Below are 15,711 nucleotides of genomic sequence, written 5' to 3'. Positions count from 1 at the left end.
ACGCGTAATGATTAAGCAATACCTGCAAGTAACAAAACCAGGAATTATTTTCGGAAATTTAATTTCTGTCATCGGTGGATTTCTGCTGGCCTCGAAAGGCAGCATCGATTATCCCCTGTTTCTCACCGCGCTGGCTGGCGTGTCGCTGGTGGTCGCATCGGGTTGTGTATTCAACAATGTGATTGACCGCGATATCGACATCAAAATGGAGAGAACGCGGAACCGGGTTCTGGTCAAAGGCCTGATCTCGGCGAAAGTAAGCCTGGTTTATGCCACTGCGTTGGGTATTGCTGGCTTTGCGTTGCTGTATTTCGGCGCCAACCCGCTGGCCATGTGGCTGGCGGTCATGGGCTTCGTGGTCTATGTTGGCGTTTACAGCCTCTATATGAAGCGTCATTCGGTCTATGGAACGCTGATCGGCAGCCTCTCCGGTGCTGCGCCACCGGTGATTGGCTACTGCGCAGTCACTAACGAGTTTGATGCAGGCGCATTGATTTTACTGGCTATCTTTAGCCTGTGGCAGATGCCGCACTCCTACGCGATTGCCATCTTCCGCTTTAAAGATTACCAGGCCGCTAACATTCCGGTTCTGCCGGTTGTGAAAGGCATCTCCGTGGCTAAAAATCATATTACGCTCTACATTCTGGCGTTCATGATTGCCACGCTGATGCTCTCACTGGGCGGTTATGCGGGCTACAAATATCTGATCGTGGCTGCGGCTGTCAGCGTCTGGTGGCTGGGTATGGCACTCTCAGGTTACAAAACCTCAAACGATAAAGTCTGGGCGCGTAAACTGTTTGTGTTCTCTATCATCGCCATCACCGCGCTGAGCGTCATGATGTCGGTTGACTTTATGGCCCCGGCCTCTAAAGACCTGCTCACTTACGTCTGGTAAGCGGGCACCGTCACTCTGAGAAAGGGCGCGATTTTCGCGCCCTTTCTTTTTGTTACCACTGCTTAAAAACAAATGTTTTACCCGCCCTCCCCTGCTCCCTAAAATGGGTGCTAAATGCCCGAAATAAATCGATTTGCAGCAACACGGTGTCACTGGCTGCTGCAGCATGGTGCATGACAGGCAGACACTTACAGAGGTTGGAATGAACGACAATAAAATGACGCCGGTAGAGCTGCGCGCTACATGGGGTTTAGGTACCGTTTTTTCCCTGCGTATGCTCGGAATGTTTATGGTTCTGCCGGTGCTGACGACGTACGGCATGGCGTTACAGGGTGCCAGCGAAACCCTGATTGGTCTGGCAATTGGTATTTATGGTCTGGCACAGGCAATTTTTCAGATCCCGTTCGGGCTGCTCTCTGACCGCATCGGACGTAAGCCGCTGATTGTCGGCGGCCTGCTGCTGTTTGTCCTTGGCAGCGTGATTGCTGCCACCACAACCTCAATCTGGGGCATTATTCTTGGTCGCGCGCTGCAGGGCTCTGGCGCGATTGCCGCTGCCGTAATGGCGCTGCTGTCCGATCTCACCCGTGAGCAGAACCGCACCAAAGCGATGGCGTTTATCGGCATCAGTTTTGGCGTGACCTTTGCGATTGCTATGGTGGCCGGGCCAATTGTCACGCATGCGCTTGGGCTGCATGCGCTGTTCTGGATGATCGCGCTGCTGGCAACGCTGGGTATCATTATTACGCTGCTGGTGGTGCCAAACGCACGCGGTCATGTGCTGAACCGCGAGTCCGGAATGGTAAAAGGCAGCATTCGCGCCGTTCTGGCGAATCCCAGACTGCTGAAGCTTAATATCGGCATTCTCTGTTTGCACGTGCTGCTGATGTCGAGCTTTGTCGCCCTGCCCGGCCAGTTCGAACTGGCGGGCCTGCCGGCAGCGGAGCACTGGAAAATCTATCTGGTAACCATGCTGGTGGCTTTTGTCGCCGTGGTGCCGGCCATTATCTATGCCGAAGTAAAACGCCGCATGAAGCGGGTTTTTGTCAGCTGCGTGGCGCTGATCATCATTGCGGAAATTGTGCTCTGGGGCGCTGAAGGTCACTTCTGGACGCTGGTGGCGGGCGTACAGCTCTTTTTCCTCGCCTTTAATGTGATGGAAGCCATTCTGCCTTCCCTGATCAGCAAAGAGTCGCCGGCCGGTTATAAAGGCACTGCAATGGGTATTTACTCCACCAGCCAGTTTCTTGGGGTAGCCATTGGCGGCAGCCTCGGCGGCTGGATCTTTGGTCATATCGATGCACAGACGGTGTTTCTCATCGGGGCGATTATCGCCGCTGGCTGGCTGTTTGTTGCCATGTCGATGCAGGAGCCACCTTACGTCAGCAGCCTGCGACTGGTGCTGAGCGACGCCGTGCTGGCCGTACCGAATCTGGAAAAACGGCTGAAAGCCCAGCCCGGTGTGGCATCCGTGTTTATCGTGCCGGAAGAGAAAAGCGCCTATATCAAAATCGACAGTAAAGTAACGAGCCGCGTTGAGATAGAAGCGCTGCTTGCCAGCTGCTGAATCATAAGCCCGACCGCTGCGTCGGGCTTTTTTTTACAGCGACATATCCACCACAATGCGCCCTTCAATTTTACCGGCGTGCATGCGCGCAAATATATCGTTGATGTTGCTCAGCGGTTCCACTGCTACGCTGGCTTTTACCTTATTACGTCCGGCAAAATCGAGCGCTTCCTGCAGATCTTTGCGCGTGCCGACAATCGAGCCGCGTACCGTAATGCCGTCCAGCACCATATCAAAAATCGACAGGTCAAATTTGCCCGGCGGCAGGCCGTTCAGCACCATTGTACCGCCACGCCGCAGCGTCCCGATCGCCTGCTCAAAGGCTTTCGGCGACACAGCGGTAACCAGAACGCCCTGTGCGCCACCGAAATGCTCGTGAAACACGCGTGCCGGATCGACCTCTTTCGCGTTTGCCACCACGCTGGCACCCAGACGACGGGCAAAATCGAGCTTGGCGTCATCAATATCCACTGCCGCTACGTTGAGTCCCATGGCAACCGCATACTGGATCGCCATATGCCCCAGCCCGCCAATGCCGGAAATCACCACCCAGTCACCCGGTTTGGTATCGGTCATTTTCAGGCCTTTATAGACCGTTACGCCGGCACACAGCACCGGTGCCACTTCATTAAAGGGGAGATTGTCCGGAATGATACCGACATAGTTCGCGTCAGCCAGGCAATACTCGGCAAAACTGCCGTTCACCGAATAACCCGCATTTTTCTGCTCGTGACACAGCGTCTCCCAGCTATCGAGACAGTGTTCGCAATGACCGCAGGCGGAGTAAAGCCACGGCACACCTACGCGATCGCCCAGCTTCAGGTGTTTTACCCCTTCCCCCAGCGCCACAACCTGCCCTACCCCTTCGTGACCGGGAATGAAAGGTGGCACCGGCTTCACCGGCCAGTCGCCTTCCGCCGCGTGCAGATCGGTATGACAGACCCCGGTGGCGGCAATTTTTACCAGCACCTGACCTGACCCGACGGCCGGCACCGGCACCTCTTCAATCACCAGCGGTTGACCAAACGCCTTAACCACTGCCGCTTTCATCGTGCTTTTAATGTGCATTGTCATTCTGCTTCTCCTGTTGCGTAAAGGCGCGATCAGAACAGACCCAGCGGCGCCGTGCTGTAGCTGACCAGCAGATTTTTGGTTTGCTGATAGGCACTCAGCGCCATTTTGTGCGTCTCGCGCCCGACACCGGACTGCTTGTAACCGCCAAACGCCGCATGCGCCGGATAGATGTGGTAGCAGTTCGTCCAGACCCGGCCCGCTTTGATACCCCGCCCCATGCGATACGCGAGATTGGTATCACGCGTCCAGACGCCAGCGCCCAGACCAAACTGCGTTTCGTTGGCGATGGCCAGCGCTTCAGCCTCATCTTTAAAGGTGGTTACGGCGATCACCGGGCCAAATATCTCCTCCTGGAAACAGCGCATCTGGTTACTGCCTTTAATCAGCGTTGGCTGAATATAGAAACCGTTGCTGAGTTCAGCGCTCATTGCAGCCTTATCGCCACCGGTAAGAATGTCGCCGCCTTCATCACGCGCAATAGTGATATAGGAGAGAATTTTGTCGAACTGCTGTCGTGAAGCCTGAGCACCAATCATCGTATCGGTATCCAGCGGATCGCCGTGCCGGATAGCGGCGACCTTCTCCAGTACCCGTGCCATAAACGGCTCATAGATTGATTCATGCACCAGCGCGCGTGACGGACAGGTACAGACTTCCCCCTGATTAAAGAAGCCGAGCACCAGCCCTTCAACCGCTTTATCGATGAAGTCCGCTTCACCCTCCATCACATCTGCAAAGTAGATGTTTGGCGACTTACCGCCCAGCTCTACCGTGCAGGGAATAATATTTTCTGCGGCGCAGGCCATGATATGACGCCCCACCGGCGTTGAGCCGGTAAACGCGATTTTGGCAATACGCTTGCTGGTGGCCAGCGCCTCGCCCGCTTCGCGGCCAAACCCCTGTACCACGTTGATCACGCCGGCCGGGAAAAGATCGCCCACGATCTCCATCAGCAGCGTGATGCCCAGTGGCGTCTGCTCGGCAGGTTTCAGTACCACGCAGTTGCCTGCGGCCAGCGCCGGTGCCAGTTTCCATGCCGCCATCAGCAGCGGGAAGTTCCACGGGATAATCTGCCCCACCACGCCCAGCGGCTCATGAAAATGGTAGGCCACCGTGGTTTCATCGATCTCCGCGGTACTCCCTTCCTGCGCACGCAGGCAGCCGGCGAAATAGCGAAAATGATCGGCTGCCAGCGGCAGGTCAGCATTGAGCGTTTCGCGAATCGGCTTACCGTTATCCCAGCTCTCCGCTACCGCCAGTTTCTCCAGATTCGCCTCAATACGATCGGCCACCTGCAGCAGCAATGCGGCGCGCTGCTGAACGCTGGTTTTCCCCCAGGCGTCGGCCGCCTGATGTGCAGCATCCAGCGCCAGCTCGATATCCCGCGCGTCTGAGCGGGGAAACTGCGCAATCTCACTGCCGTCAACCGGCGAGGTATTCATGAAGTATTGGCCGCTAAGCGGCTCCGTGAAGTTGCCTGCTATATAGTTGCCGTAGGTTGCCTGGAACGAGACCAGCGCGCCTGGCGTGCCGGGATGTGCATAACGCATCGCAAACTCCTTGATGTAGGGGTCAGATAGTATTACCGGGCGCTACGCCTGTACGACGCCGCGACAGGATGTGCTTTGCAGCCGGCATGCCAGGTTTAACAGCATCATTAAAATACGTAAAAACAAGATGATACAATCGGCTTTCCGGCAAGATACGCAGTAATCTCCCTATCTGTGTTGCATATCGCAACACCTGGAAAACCTGCACGCTACACTGGCGCAACACTTTGCACAGGCATGAGGTTACCCATGCAGGGATTTTCCGCCGCTTCGACCGCTGACGCCACGCCGCTTCTCAGCGACTCCTGGATGCGCAGCCAGCTCTATGGCCTTGATCCGACCGCAGACGATTTTCCGCGGCTGCGCCAGGGAGAACTGGCCGATGTCATCGCCAGCAACGCCAGCTGGCAGCCGTTTGCCAGGCCGGCTATCGACCAGCTGGCGCAGCAGATGGCAGAAAAACAGGCGGTGGTGATCCTTTCTGATGCCAGCGGTCTGGTTCTGAATACCTGCGGAGATATGCAGGCGCTGGCGCGTGCACAGCGTTTTGCTCTGGCGCCAGGCAATCTCTGGAGCGAGTGCGGACGTGGCACCAACGCTATTGGCACGGCGCTGGCGATCAACAACGGCTGCGAAATCGCCGGTGAGCAGCACTTTCTGACGCGCAACCAGGGGCTGTACTGTGCCGCGATGCCGCTGCAGATGCCTAATGGCCAGCTGGCAGGCGTTATCGATATTTCCGGCCCGGCGCACTATTCTCATGCGCATTCGCTGCAGCAGGTACGCGATGCGGCGCGGCAGATAGAGTATCTGTGGGTCAAGCAGAGTCTGCATCCTCAGCAGTGGCTGATGAGCCTGCACGCTGATCCTCAGGGCATCGACAGCGGTGATGAAATGCTGCTGATATTTTCTGACGACGTACTGACAGCCGCAAACCGGCTGGCGCTGGAGACGCTGGCGGTACGCCCTGAACAGCTCAGCAGCCTGACGTTTGCGGCGCTATTTCCGGCGCTGCGACAGCAAAACAGCTGCCTGACAGCGCCGCTGATGTACCACGGCCAGCGCTACTACTTTCGTTTACGTGCGCCGCAGCGCCGGCTGGTAAGCGTGGCCGCCTCCGCTGCGCCGCACGCTACATCCGCACCGCACGACAGGGATAAGCTGGTGCGCCTGCTGAATGCCGGTGTGTCACTCTGCCTGCAGGGAGAAACCGGCAGCGGTAAAGAGTTTGTCAGCCGGGCCCTGCATCAGCAGAGCCGCTGGCACAGCGGCAATTTTGTTGCAATAAACTGTGCGGCGATCCCGGAATCATTGATTGAATCGGAGCTGTTTGGCTATCAGCCCGGCGCCTTTACCGGCGCCAGCAAACAGGGCTATGCGGGCAAAATTCGTGAGGCTGACGGCGGCATCCTGTTTCTGGATGAAATTGGTGATATGCCGCTGGCGCTGCAGAGCCGTCTGCTGCGGGTACTGCAGGAGAAAGAGGTGGCACCGCTGGGGTCCAGCCGCAGCTACCCGGTGAACTTTGCGGTTATCTGCGCCACCCATCGTGATTTGAAACAGCAGGTTGCTGCAGGCCGCTTTCGTGAGGATCTGCTTTACCGGTTACAGGAGTTCTCTCTGACACTGCCGCCGCTGCGTGCATGGCCCAATCTGCCGGGGTTCATTTGCCAGCTATGGCACGAGCTGGGAGCCGCGGAGCGTAAGGTTACCCTGTCGAATGACGTGGTGACGATACTGGCACAGCACGCCTGGCCGGGTAACGTTCGCCAGTTGCGCAGCCTGCTGCGGGTATTGCTGGCACTGGCTGAGGATGGCGAACCCGTTACGCAGGCGCAGCTGCCAGCTGACTATCAGCATCCTGCTGATTTACCAGGCGGTGAACGTCAGCGTCATGATGACCAGCTGCTGAACGAAACGCTGCAGCGCTTTGATGGCAATATCACCAAAGCGGCCGCAGCGCTGGGGGTGGCGCGCAGTACGCTCTACCGCCGTGCAGCACGCGCCAGAGTACGTTAGTCGCGGAAGTTTTTGAACTGGAACGGCTGACCAAGGTTGCCACCGCGCACCAGCGCCATGGCGCCCTGCAGATCGTCGCGCGATTTGCCGGTCACGCGCAGCTCGTCACCCTGAATCTGCGTCTGTACTTTGAGTTTGCTGTCTTTAATCAGTTTCACCAGCTTTTTAGCAACGTCGCTTTCAATGCCTTTTTTCAGTTTGGCCTCAACGCTCCAGCTTTTACCGCTGTGTTCAATCTCTTCCGGCACCTCAATCGCGGCGTTTTCAATGCCGCGCTTCAGCAGCTTTTCACGCAGAATATCAACGATCTGCTTCACCTGAAAATCGGACTCAGTGGTGATTTTGATCGTCTCGTTCTTTTCATTCAGCTCAACGCTGGCGGTCACATTGCGAAAATCGAAGCGGGTTGAGAGCTCACGGTTGGTATTTTCTACCGCGTTGCGGACTTCCTGCAGCTCGACTTCGGAAACGATATCGAAAGATGGCATCTTTTCTTCTCCTGATACTAAAGTGACATGCATAATACGCGTCTTGATGCGCTAATAAAACACGCGGCAGCTCAAAGCTATACTGAGTATGTGATGTGAAAACACCCCGCCAGCAGGAGGCAGAATGAAAATTACCGTGCTGGGTTGTGGCGCGCTGGGGCAGGTCTGGCTGACCGCGCTGGCTCGTCAGGGTCACGACGTACAGGGCTGGCTGCGCGTGCCGCAGCCCTACTGTTCCGTTAACGTCACCGATCTGCAGGGCGAGGTGAGCAATCACACCTTTATCGCCAACGATCCGCTGTTTCTGGCGCGCAGCGATCTGCTGCTGGTTACCCTGAAAGCGCCGCAGGTATCGCCGGCGATCAAAAATCTTCAGAGCGTGCTGCGTGCGGACATGCCGGTCCTGCTGCTGCATAACGGCATGGGTACGCTGGAGGAACTGCGCGATTTGACGCAGCCGCTGCTGCGCGGGATCACCACGCATGCGGCGATGCATGACGGGACGGTGATCCGCCACGTGGCGGCAGGCATTACGCATATCGGGCCGGTCAGCCGTGACGCCGCATCGTTAAGCCATCTTGCGGATCTGCTGCATCAGGCGCTGCCCGATGTAGCCTGGCATGATGATATCGCCTCCGCCTGCTGGCGCAAGCTGGCAGTGAACTGCGTTATTAATCCGCTGACGGTGGAGCATGAGTGCCAGAACGGTGCATTGCGCGCCTGGCCGGAGCAGATCAATACGCTGTGCGACGAGCTGGCGCTGCTGCTGACGCGTGAAGGCCAGCATATGGACGTGGAGACGCTACGCGCCATTATTTATGACGTCATCGACAGTACTGCCGGCAACGTCTCTTCTATGCTGCAGGATATTCGTACGCAGCGACAAACTGAAATTGATTACATTACCGGCTACCTGCTGCGCCGCGCGCGCAGTCAGGGCATCACGTTGCCGGAGAATAGCCGCCTTTATGATCTGGTAAAACGCAAGGAGTCACAATATGAACGCCAGCCCATCCGTACTGGTATGCCTCGCTCATGGCAGTGAAGAGACCGAAGCGGTCACCACTATCGACGTGCTGGTGCGCGGCGGCATTACTGTCACCACTGCCAGCGCAGAGAGTGACGGCTCGCGGGAAATTATATGCTCACGCGGCGTGCGCCTGCTGGCTGATGCGCCACTGGCAGAAGTGGCAGATAACGACTTTGACGCCGTTGTTCTGCCCGGCGGGCTGAAAGGCGCGGAGACGTTCCGCGACAGCCCGTTGCTGGTGGAAACGGTGCGTCAGTTTCATCTGACAGGCAAAATTGTGGCAGCAATCTGCGCGGCGCCCGGCACGGTTCTGGTGCCGCACGATCTCTTTCCGGTTGGCAATATGACCGGCTTTCCGGGGCTCAAAGAGACCATTCCGGATGCGAAATGGATGGAGCGCCGCGTGGTATGGGATCCGCGCGTAAACCTGCTCACCAGCCAGGGGCCGGGCACGGCGTTTGATTTTGCGTTGAAGCTGGTGGATCTGCTGCAGGATAAAGAGACCGCACGCGAAGTTGCCTCACAGCTGGTGCTGGCAGCGGGCATTTATAATTATCAGGAATTTGACGAACGCGAATAAAGGACGCCCCTGCGAATTGCGTTGCGCGCGCAATTGATCCCGGTGTCACCGTAAGGGGCGCATTAATGCGCCCCTGGGTCGAATCGGGTACCGCGCATAAAACGGGCGCCATAAATGGCGCCCCTGCGACTTCCATGACGCGCAATTAATCCCGGTGTCACCGTAGGGGGCGCATTAATGCGCCCCTGGGTTGAATCAGGCACCGCGCATAAACCCGGGCGCCATAAATGGCGCCCCTGTGAACTCCATGACGCGCAATTAATCCCGGTGTCACCGTAGGGGGCGCATTAATGCGCCCCTGGGTTGAATCAGGCAACGCACATAAACCCGGGCGCCATAAATGGCGCCCCTACCGAGACAGCCGCAGGAAGCGCGCCCCTGGGTCGAATCGGATACCGCGCATAAAACGGGCGCCATAAATGGCGCCCCAACCAATTCCGGTGACGCCCCATGGGATCCCGGTGGCGTCCCTGACGTGCTATGGGCGGTAAACTTTCACGTTCGTAAAACCCTGCTCATGCAGATAGAGCGCCTGCAGTTTGCTCATCACGCCACGATCGCAATAGAGCAGCCAGGTCCGGTTCTGATCCAGATCGCCAAACTGCGTGCTGAGCTTATAGAACGGCAGTGACTTCACCTCTACGCCGCTGAGATCCAGCGGAGAGGCGTCCTGCTCGTCTGCGGCACGAATATCCAGCACGACATCGTTAGTCCCAAATGAGTCCACGGTCTCTACTTCAACCACTTCTTCTTCCGTCTGTTCAGCAATTTCGCGGATATCGAGGTTGGTCGCTTCCTGTACCACGCGGTTGAGAATATTAAAATTGAAATTCTGCTCTTCCGCTTCGATTTTGGCTTTCACCGCTTTAACCGTCGGGCTTTTTGAGATCACGCCGCAGTATTCCGGCATGGTACGCGCAAAATCTTCCGTACCGATCTGCCGCGCCACATTAATAATGTGCTCTTTATCGTGTGAGATCAGCGGACGCAGGATCAGCGTGTCAGATGCGTTATCGATCAGGCGCAGATTGGTCAGCGTCTGGCTCGATACCTGTCCCAGCGCTTCGCCGGTCACCAGCGCCTGTACGCCGTAGCGCTCGGCAATCATTGACGCGGCGCGCACCATCATGCGCTTCAGCACCACGCCCATCTGCCCGTCATCGACGTTTTCCAGAATTTCACCCACGACCGGCTCAAAATTGATCGCGACAAAGCGCACGCGGTGTGAGCGACCAAAACGGTTCCACAGATAGTGTGCTACCTGACGCACGCCAATCTCATGTGCCGCGCCGCCAAGATTAAAGAAGCAGTAGTGCACGCGGCAGCCGCGTCGCATCAGCATATAGCTCGACACACCGGAGTCAAAACCACCGGAGATCAGCGACATCACATCTTCCTGCGTGCCGATTGGAAAACCGCCCAGCCCTTCAAAGCGGCCGGTAATTAGCAGCAGACGATCGTCTTCAATCTCCAGATTAACCGTCTCATCCGGCTGCTTCAGCTGTACGCGCGCGCTGGCGATATGCTGATTCAGCCCGCCGCCTACATAGCGTTCCACATCCTGTGAACTGAAGCTGTGGGTGCCGCGACGTTTTACGCGCACGCTGAAGCTTTTATTTTCCAGGCGTTCACGGTTCAGTGCCAGCGTCTGCTCAAAGATATCGTGCATATCCGTGTAAGCACGATCTTCAACGGCAAGCACGTGGTGGATACCAGGAATGCGCGTCAGCTCATCCACAATGGTTTCACGCAGCGCTTCGTTTTTGGCGCGCACTTCAATGTGATCCCAGTGGCGCACCACCTTGATATCCTCATTCAGAGAACGCAGGGTATTGCGGATATTGCCGGTAAGAATTTTGATAAAGCGCAGCCGCACCGACTGACTTTTGATGGTGATTTCAGGGAAGAGCTTGATGATAAACTTCATGGCGACACAGCTTCGTTGGGCAAATAAGTGCTAAAATCATCAGCACTTAGCTGGTAAGATCATAATATTGCGGGGATCGCGAGAGCGTCCGCATCCGAGGCGCAAAAGTATACCACCTTTACTGCGTGACTGCTTCTGCTACCGCAATCACATTCAACATTTTGCTTATTATTCCCCGTCGGCTACCATGACCGATTGCACGAAGATGTCCCCAACTGTGAGTCGACACTGATTATGCCGAAAAAAGCCGAAGCGCCTGTGAGTTTTGAAACCGCCCTGCAGCAGCTGGAACAGATTGTCAGCCGGCTGGAAAGCGGCGAGCTGCCGCTTGAAGAGGCGCTGAATGAGTTTGAGCGCGGTGTGCAGCTGGCGCGCAGCGGTCAGCAGACGCTGCAGCAGGCTGAACAGCGCGTACAGATCCTGTTGAGCGATGATAAAACGGCCGACCTTACCCCTTTTACGCCGGATAACGACTAATGGATTTTGTCCAGCTACAGCAAACCTATCATGAGCGCGTAAATCAGGCGCTGACACGTTTAATCGATCCACTGCCTTTTCAGAGTTCCCCGCTGGTGAATGCCATGCATTATGGGGCACTATTAGGTGGCAAGCGCCTGCGTCCTTTTCTGGTCTATGCCACCGGTGAAATGCTTAATGCCGACGCAGCCAGCCTTGATGCGCCTGCCGCCGCCACAGAGTGCATTCACGCCTATTCGCTGATACATGACGATCTGCCGGCAATGGACGATGACGCGCTGCGCCGCGGACAGCCTACCTGTCATATTCGTTACGGTGAAGATACGGCCATTCTGGCGGGCGATGCGCTGCAAACGCTGGCTTTCTCTATTCTGGCCGATGAGCCGATGCCGGGCGTCAGCGCGGCGACGCGCGTAAAAATGATCTCTGAACTGGCACAGGCCAGCGGCGTTGCCGGCATGTGCGGCGGCCAGGCGCTGGATTTAGCTGCCGAAGGCCGGCAGATCGATCTGGCGCAGCTTGAGCAGATCCATCGCCACAAAACCGGCGCGCTAATCCGCCTTGCCGTGCGTCTTGGTGCCCTGGCCGCAGGGGAACCGGCTCGCCTGGCGCTGCCGCTGCTGGACACCTATGCTGATGCTATTGGCCTGGCGTTTCAGGTGCAGGATGACATTCTGGATGTCACCGGCGATACCGCCGTGCTGGGTAAAACGCAGGGCGCCGATCAGGCGCTGGGCAAAAGTACCTATCCGGCCCTGTTAGGACTTGAGGGCGCGCGCGCAAAAGCGCAGGCGCTCTATCAGGAAGCTCTGGGGGCGCTGGAGATCCTCGCCGGCCAGGGCTATGACACAAGCGTATTACAAGCGCTGGCAAGCTTCATAATTGAACGCGATAAATAACTTTCATAATGAGTCTCTGATGAGTTTTGATATTGCAAAATACCCGACACTGGCGTTAGCAGGCACGGTGCAGGAATTACGTTTACTGCCGAAAGAGAAACTTCCGGCCCTGTGCGACGAGCTGCGTCAGTATCTGCTGGATAGCGTCAGCCGCTCATCCGGCCACTTTGCGTCGGGTCTGGGCGTCGTCGAACTGACCGTCGCATTGCATTACGTCTACAACACCCCGTTTGACCACCTGGTCTGGGACGTAGGCCATCAGGCTTATCCGCATAAGATCCTGACCGGACGCCGCGATCGCATCGGTACGATCCGGCAGAAAAACGGCCTGCATCCGTTTCCGTGGCGCGGTGAGAGCGAATATGACGTGCTGAGCGTCGGACACTCCTCCACCTCCATCAGCGCCGGTCTCGGCATGGCGGTAGCCGCCGAGCGGGAAGGCAAAGGTCGTCGTACCGCCTGTATCATTGGCGACGGCGCGATTACCGCCGGGATGGCGTTTGAGGCGATGAACCATGCGGGCGATATCAAGCCCGACATGCTGGTGATCCTCAACGACAACGAGATGTCGATTTCGGAAAACGTTGGCGCGCTGAATAACCGTCTGGCGCAGATCCTCTCCGGTAAAACCTATTCGCGCCTGCGCGAAGGCAGCAAGCGCGTACTGGACGGCCTGCCGCCGATTAAAGAGCTGGTGAAGCGCACCGAAGAGCATCTGAAAGGCATGGTGGTACCCGGCACGCTGTTCGAGGAGCTGGGCTTTAACTATATCGGTCCGGTTGACGGGCACGATGTCCTGACGCTGGTCAGCACGCTGAAGAACATGCGCGATCTTAAAGGTCCGCAGTTCCTGCATATCATGACCAAAAAAGGCAAAGGCTATGCGCCTGCAGAGCAGGATCCTATCGCCTGGCATGCCGTGCCGAAGTTTGACCCGGCCAGCGGCGCACTGCCGAAAAGCGTACCCGGTCTGCCGAGCTACTCGAAAATTTTTGGCGACTGGCTGAGCGAGATTGCCGCTGACGATCCGCGCATGATGGCGGTTACGCCGGCGATGCGTGAAGGATCGGGCATGGTGAGCTACTCACGCGCCTATCCGCAGCAATATTTTGATGTGGCGATTGCCGAACAGCACGCCGTCACCTTTGCTGCCGGCATGGCGATTGGCGGTTACAAGCCGGTGGTGGCAATTTACTCCACCTTCCTGCAGCGCGCTTATGACCAGGTGATCCATGATGTGGCCATTCAGCAGCTGCCGGTGCTGTTTGCTATCGACCGCGGCGGTATTGTCGGGGCGGATGGTCAGACGCATCAGGGGGCGTTTGATATCGCCTATCTGCGCTGCGTGCCTGGCATGGTGATCATGACACCAAGCGACGAGAACGAATGTCGCCTGATGCTCTACACCGGTTATCACTATCAGGCGGGCCCGAGCGCGGTGCGCTATCCGCGCGGTACCGGTACCGGTGCCACGCTTGAGCCACTCACCAGCCTGCCGCTGGGTAAAGGGGTTGTGAAGCGTCAGGGTGAAAAACTGGCGATCCTCAACTTCGGCACGCTGCTGCCGGATGCGCAGGCCGCAGCGGAGGCACTGAACGCCACGCTGGTGGATATGCGCTTTGTGAAGCCGCTGGATGAAACCCTGATCCGCGAGCTGGCACAGAGCCATGAGGCGCTGGTGACGCTGGAAGAAGGTGCCATCATGGGGGGTGCCGGCAGCGGCGTAAATGAGTTTGTGATGGCGAAACGCCTGGCAGTACCGGTGCTCAACCTTGGCCTGCCGGATGAGTTTATTCCGCAGGGTACTCAGGAAGAGGTACGTCACGACTACCAGCTGGATGCCGCCGGCATTCAGCAGCAAATCGCGGCCTGGCTCGCGCAGTAACTCTCCTCTTCGCTCCTGCTGCTATGCTTACGGAATCCTTTTCCCACGCATAAGAGCAGGAGCTCTCAATGAAAACCGTTCGTTTAGGCCAGACCGATCTCCAGGTATCCCGACTCTGCTTAGGCTGTATGACCTATGGCGATCCGATGCGCGGCAACCACGCCTGGACGCTGCCGGAAGAGAGCAGCCGTCCGCTGATCAAACAGGCGCTGGACGCGGGCATTAACTTTTTCGATACCGCCAACAGCTATTCTGACGGCAGCAGCGAAGAGATCCTCGGACGCGCGCTGAAAGATTTCGCGCGGCGCGAGGACTTGGTGGTGGCGACCAAAGTTTATTTTCCGCTCAGCAACCTGCCACAGGGCCTGTCGCGGCAGAATATTCTGCAGTCGATCGATGACAGCCTGATGCGACTCGGCATGGAGCATGTGGATCTGCTGCAGATCCACCGCTGGGATTATGCAACGCCGATTGAAGAGACGCTGCAGGCGCTGGATGAGGTGGTGAAAGCGGGCAAGGCGCGCTATATCGGTGCCTCTTCCATGCATGCGTCTCAGTTTGCTGAGGCGCTGCAGCTGCAGCAAACGCATGGCTGGGCACGCTTTGTCAGCATGCAGGATCAGTACAATCTGATCCAGCGTGAAGAGGAAAAGGAGATGCACCCGCTTTGTCAGCGTGAGGGTATCGCCGTGCTGCCGTGGAGTCCACTGGCGCGCGGCAAACTGACGCGTCCCTGGGGTGAAACCACCGCGCGCTCGGTCTCTGATAATGTAATGGAGAAGCTTTATACCGGTACAGAAGAGAACGACGCCGCGATTGCGGAGCGGCTGGCTACCATTGCCGCTGAGAAAAAGGTCACGCGCGCGCAGGTCGCGCTGGCATGGCTGCTGCATAAACCGGCCGTGACGGCACCTATTATTGGCGCGTCACGTGAACAGCAGTTTGCCGAGCTGGTCAAAGCGGTTGACGTTGAGTTAAGCGCAGAAGATATCGCCGAGCTGGAGATGGTTTATCAGCCGCATCCGGCTGTGGGGTATGAATAAGCAATTGATATCCGCATAAACCAGGGCGGCATAAATGCCGCCCCTACGGTAATTCCGGCGTAGGGGGCGCATTTATGCGCCCCTGGCCAAATCATATACCGCGGTTATACGCATTCATGCGCCCCTGGCCGAGCCATATACCGTGGTTATACGCATTCATGCGCCCCTGGCCAAATCATGCACCTGAACCAGGGCGGCATAAATGCCGCCCCTGCGGTAATAATTACGCGGCGGGACACCTGTAGGGGGCGCATTAATGCGCCCCTGGCCGAGCCAT

General features: G+C 57.3%; 13 protein-coding genes. 9 read left to right on the top strand and 4 right to left on the bottom strand.

The features are described 5' to 3' along the window. Nucleotides 1–7 precede the first annotated feature (7 nt). Both cyoE and B3041_RS03615 read left to right on the top strand, forming a co-directional pair. Complete coding sequence (gene cyoE, locus B3041_RS03620) at nucleotides 8–895, top strand: heme o synthase (protein ID WP_039382978.1); 888 nt, start codon at nucleotides 8–10, stop codon at nucleotides 893–895. A gap of 202 nt (nucleotides 896–1,097) precedes the next feature. Beyond that, nucleotides 1,098–2,462, top strand: coding sequence for an MFS transporter (locus B3041_RS03615; RefSeq protein ID WP_292969437.1), 1,365 nt, complete (start codon nucleotides 1,098–1,100; stop codon nucleotides 2,460–2,462). A 33-nt stretch (nucleotides 2,463–2,495) separates the two neighbouring features. Here B3041_RS03615 and adhP read toward each other — a convergent pair whose 3' ends face one another. Together adhP and B3041_RS03605 are read right to left on the bottom strand one after the other, a co-directional pair. Further along, a complete protein-coding gene (adhP, locus tag B3041_RS03610; RefSeq protein WP_292969435.1) occupies nucleotides 2,496–3,536 on the bottom strand; it encodes an alcohol dehydrogenase AdhP in 1,041 nt (346 codons plus the stop codon). A gap of 29 nt (nucleotides 3,537–3,565) precedes the next feature. Then, entirely contained in the window at nucleotides 3,566–5,086 is a 1,521-nt protein-coding gene (locus B3041_RS03605) for an aldehyde dehydrogenase family protein (protein ID WP_292969433.1), read from the bottom strand. Between the two features lie 249 nt (nucleotides 5,087–5,335). Between B3041_RS03605 and B3041_RS03600 the strand changes: the two genes are divergently transcribed. Then, nucleotides 5,336–7,105 carry a sigma-54-dependent Fis family transcriptional regulator gene (locus B3041_RS03600; protein ID WP_292969431.1) on the top strand — a complete coding sequence of 590 codons (1,770 nt, stop codon included), beginning with the start codon at nucleotides 5,336–5,338 and terminating at the stop codon, nucleotides 7,103–7,105. On the opposite strand, the gene B3041_RS03595 is transcribed toward B3041_RS03600, so the two are convergent. After that, complete coding sequence (locus B3041_RS03595) at nucleotides 7,102–7,593, bottom strand: YajQ family cyclic di-GMP-binding protein (RefSeq protein ID WP_039382976.1); 492 nt, start codon at nucleotides 7,591–7,593, stop codon at nucleotides 7,102–7,104. The genes B3041_RS03600 and B3041_RS03595 overlap by 4 nt on opposite strands. Nucleotides 7,594–7,717: 124 nt before the next feature. Here B3041_RS03595 and panE point away from each other — a divergent pair, with 124 nt between their 5' ends. Continuing rightward, on the top strand, nucleotides 7,718–8,638 hold the full coding sequence (panE, locus tag B3041_RS03590) for a 2-dehydropantoate 2-reductase (RefSeq protein WP_065649957.1): 921 nt from the start codon (nucleotides 7,718–7,720) through the stop codon (nucleotides 8,636–8,638). Then, on the top strand, nucleotides 8,592–9,203 hold the full coding sequence (gene yajL / locus B3041_RS03585) for a protein deglycase YajL (protein ID WP_065649958.1): 612 nt from the start codon (nucleotides 8,592–8,594) through the stop codon (nucleotides 9,201–9,203). The genes panE and yajL overlap by 47 nt, the downstream gene beginning before the upstream one ends. 478 nt (nucleotides 9,204–9,681) lie before the next feature. Here the strand turns inward: yajL and thiI are convergent, their stop codons facing one another. After that, complete coding sequence (gene thiI, locus B3041_RS03580; RefSeq protein WP_292969424.1) at nucleotides 9,682–11,130, bottom strand: tRNA uracil 4-sulfurtransferase ThiI; 1,449 nt, start codon at nucleotides 11,128–11,130, stop codon at nucleotides 9,682–9,684. A gap of 234 nt (nucleotides 11,131–11,364) precedes the next feature. On the opposite strand from thiI, the gene xseB reads away from it, so the two are divergent. The 4 genes from xseB to B3041_RS03560 all read left to right on the top strand — a co-directional run bounded on the left by xseB (nucleotide 11,365) and on the right by B3041_RS03560 (nucleotide 15,434). After that, nucleotides 11,365–11,607 (top strand): exodeoxyribonuclease VII small subunit, encoded by a 243-nt coding sequence (xseB, locus tag B3041_RS03575; protein ID WP_039382972.1) that lies wholly within the window; start codon nucleotides 11,365–11,367, stop codon nucleotides 11,605–11,607. Beyond that, nucleotides 11,607–12,506: a (2E,6E)-farnesyl diphosphate synthase gene (gene ispA, locus B3041_RS03570; protein ID WP_065649960.1), complete on the top strand. Its 900-nt coding sequence runs from the start codon at nucleotides 11,607–11,609 to the stop codon at nucleotides 12,504–12,506. Before xseB ends, ispA begins: the two co-directional genes overlap by 1 nt. Before the next feature lie 19 nt (nucleotides 12,507–12,525). Continuing rightward, nucleotides 12,526–14,391, top strand: coding sequence for a 1-deoxy-D-xylulose-5-phosphate synthase (gene dxs / locus B3041_RS03565; protein ID WP_065649961.1), 1,866 nt, complete (start codon nucleotides 12,526–12,528; stop codon nucleotides 14,389–14,391). 68 nt (nucleotides 14,392–14,459) lie between these two features. Then, nucleotides 14,460–15,434 (top strand): aldo/keto reductase, encoded by a 975-nt coding sequence (locus B3041_RS03560; RefSeq protein ID WP_292969418.1) that lies wholly within the window; start codon nucleotides 14,460–14,462, stop codon nucleotides 15,432–15,434. Nucleotides 15,435–15,711: the final 277 nt, after the last annotated feature.

Origin of the sequence: Pantoea sp. UBA4549, assembly GCF_002387285.1 — a bacterium.
Taxonomy (GTDB): Bacteria; Pseudomonadota; Gammaproteobacteria; order Enterobacterales; family Enterobacteriaceae; genus Pantoea; species Pantoea borealis.
The sequence above is the reverse complement of the archived record's forward strand: the minus strand, read 5'-3'. Positions and strand labels throughout refer to the sequence as shown.

Bases quoted from the DNA above. Each gene is read 5' to 3' on its own strand.
- panE (WP_065649957.1), top strand. From the start codon at position 7,718: ATGAAAATTACCGTGCTGGGTTGTGGCGCGCTGGGGCAGGTCTGGCTG.
- B3041_RS03560 (WP_292969418.1), top strand. From the start codon at position 14,460: ATGAAAACCGTTCGTTTAGGCCAGACCGATCTCCAGGTATCCCGACTC.
- dxs (WP_065649961.1), top strand. From the start codon at position 12,526: ATGAGTTTTGATATTGCAAAATACCCGACACTGGCGTTAGCAGGCACG.
- B3041_RS03605 (WP_292969433.1), bottom strand. From the start codon at position 5,086: ATGCGTTATGCACATCCCGGCACGCCAGGCGCGCTGGTCTCGTTCCAG.
- B3041_RS03595 (WP_039382976.1), bottom strand. From the start codon at position 7,593: ATGCCATCTTTCGATATCGTTTCCGAAGTCGAGCTGCAGGAAGTCCGC.
- ispA (WP_065649960.1), top strand. From the start codon at position 11,607: ATGGATTTTGTCCAGCTACAGCAAACCTATCATGAGCGCGTAAATCAG.
- xseB (WP_039382972.1), top strand. From the start codon at position 11,365: ATGCCGAAAAAAGCCGAAGCGCCTGTGAGTTTTGAAACCGCCCTGCAG.
- thiI (WP_292969424.1), bottom strand. From the start codon at position 11,130: ATGAAGTTTATCATCAAGCTCTTCCCTGAAATCACCATCAAAAGTCAG.
- cyoE (WP_039382978.1), top strand. From the start codon at position 8: ATGATTAAGCAATACCTGCAAGTAACAAAACCAGGAATTATTTTCGGA.
- yajL (WP_065649958.1), top strand. From the start codon at position 8,592: ATGAACGCCAGCCCATCCGTACTGGTATGCCTCGCTCATGGCAGTGAA.
- adhP (WP_292969435.1), bottom strand. From the start codon at position 3,536: ATGACAATGCACATTAAAAGCACGATGAAAGCGGCAGTGGTTAAGGCG.
- B3041_RS03600 (WP_292969431.1), top strand. From the start codon at position 5,336: ATGCAGGGATTTTCCGCCGCTTCGACCGCTGACGCCACGCCGCTTCTC.
- B3041_RS03615 (WP_292969437.1), top strand. From the start codon at position 1,098: ATGAACGACAATAAAATGACGCCGGTAGAGCTGCGCGCTACATGGGGT.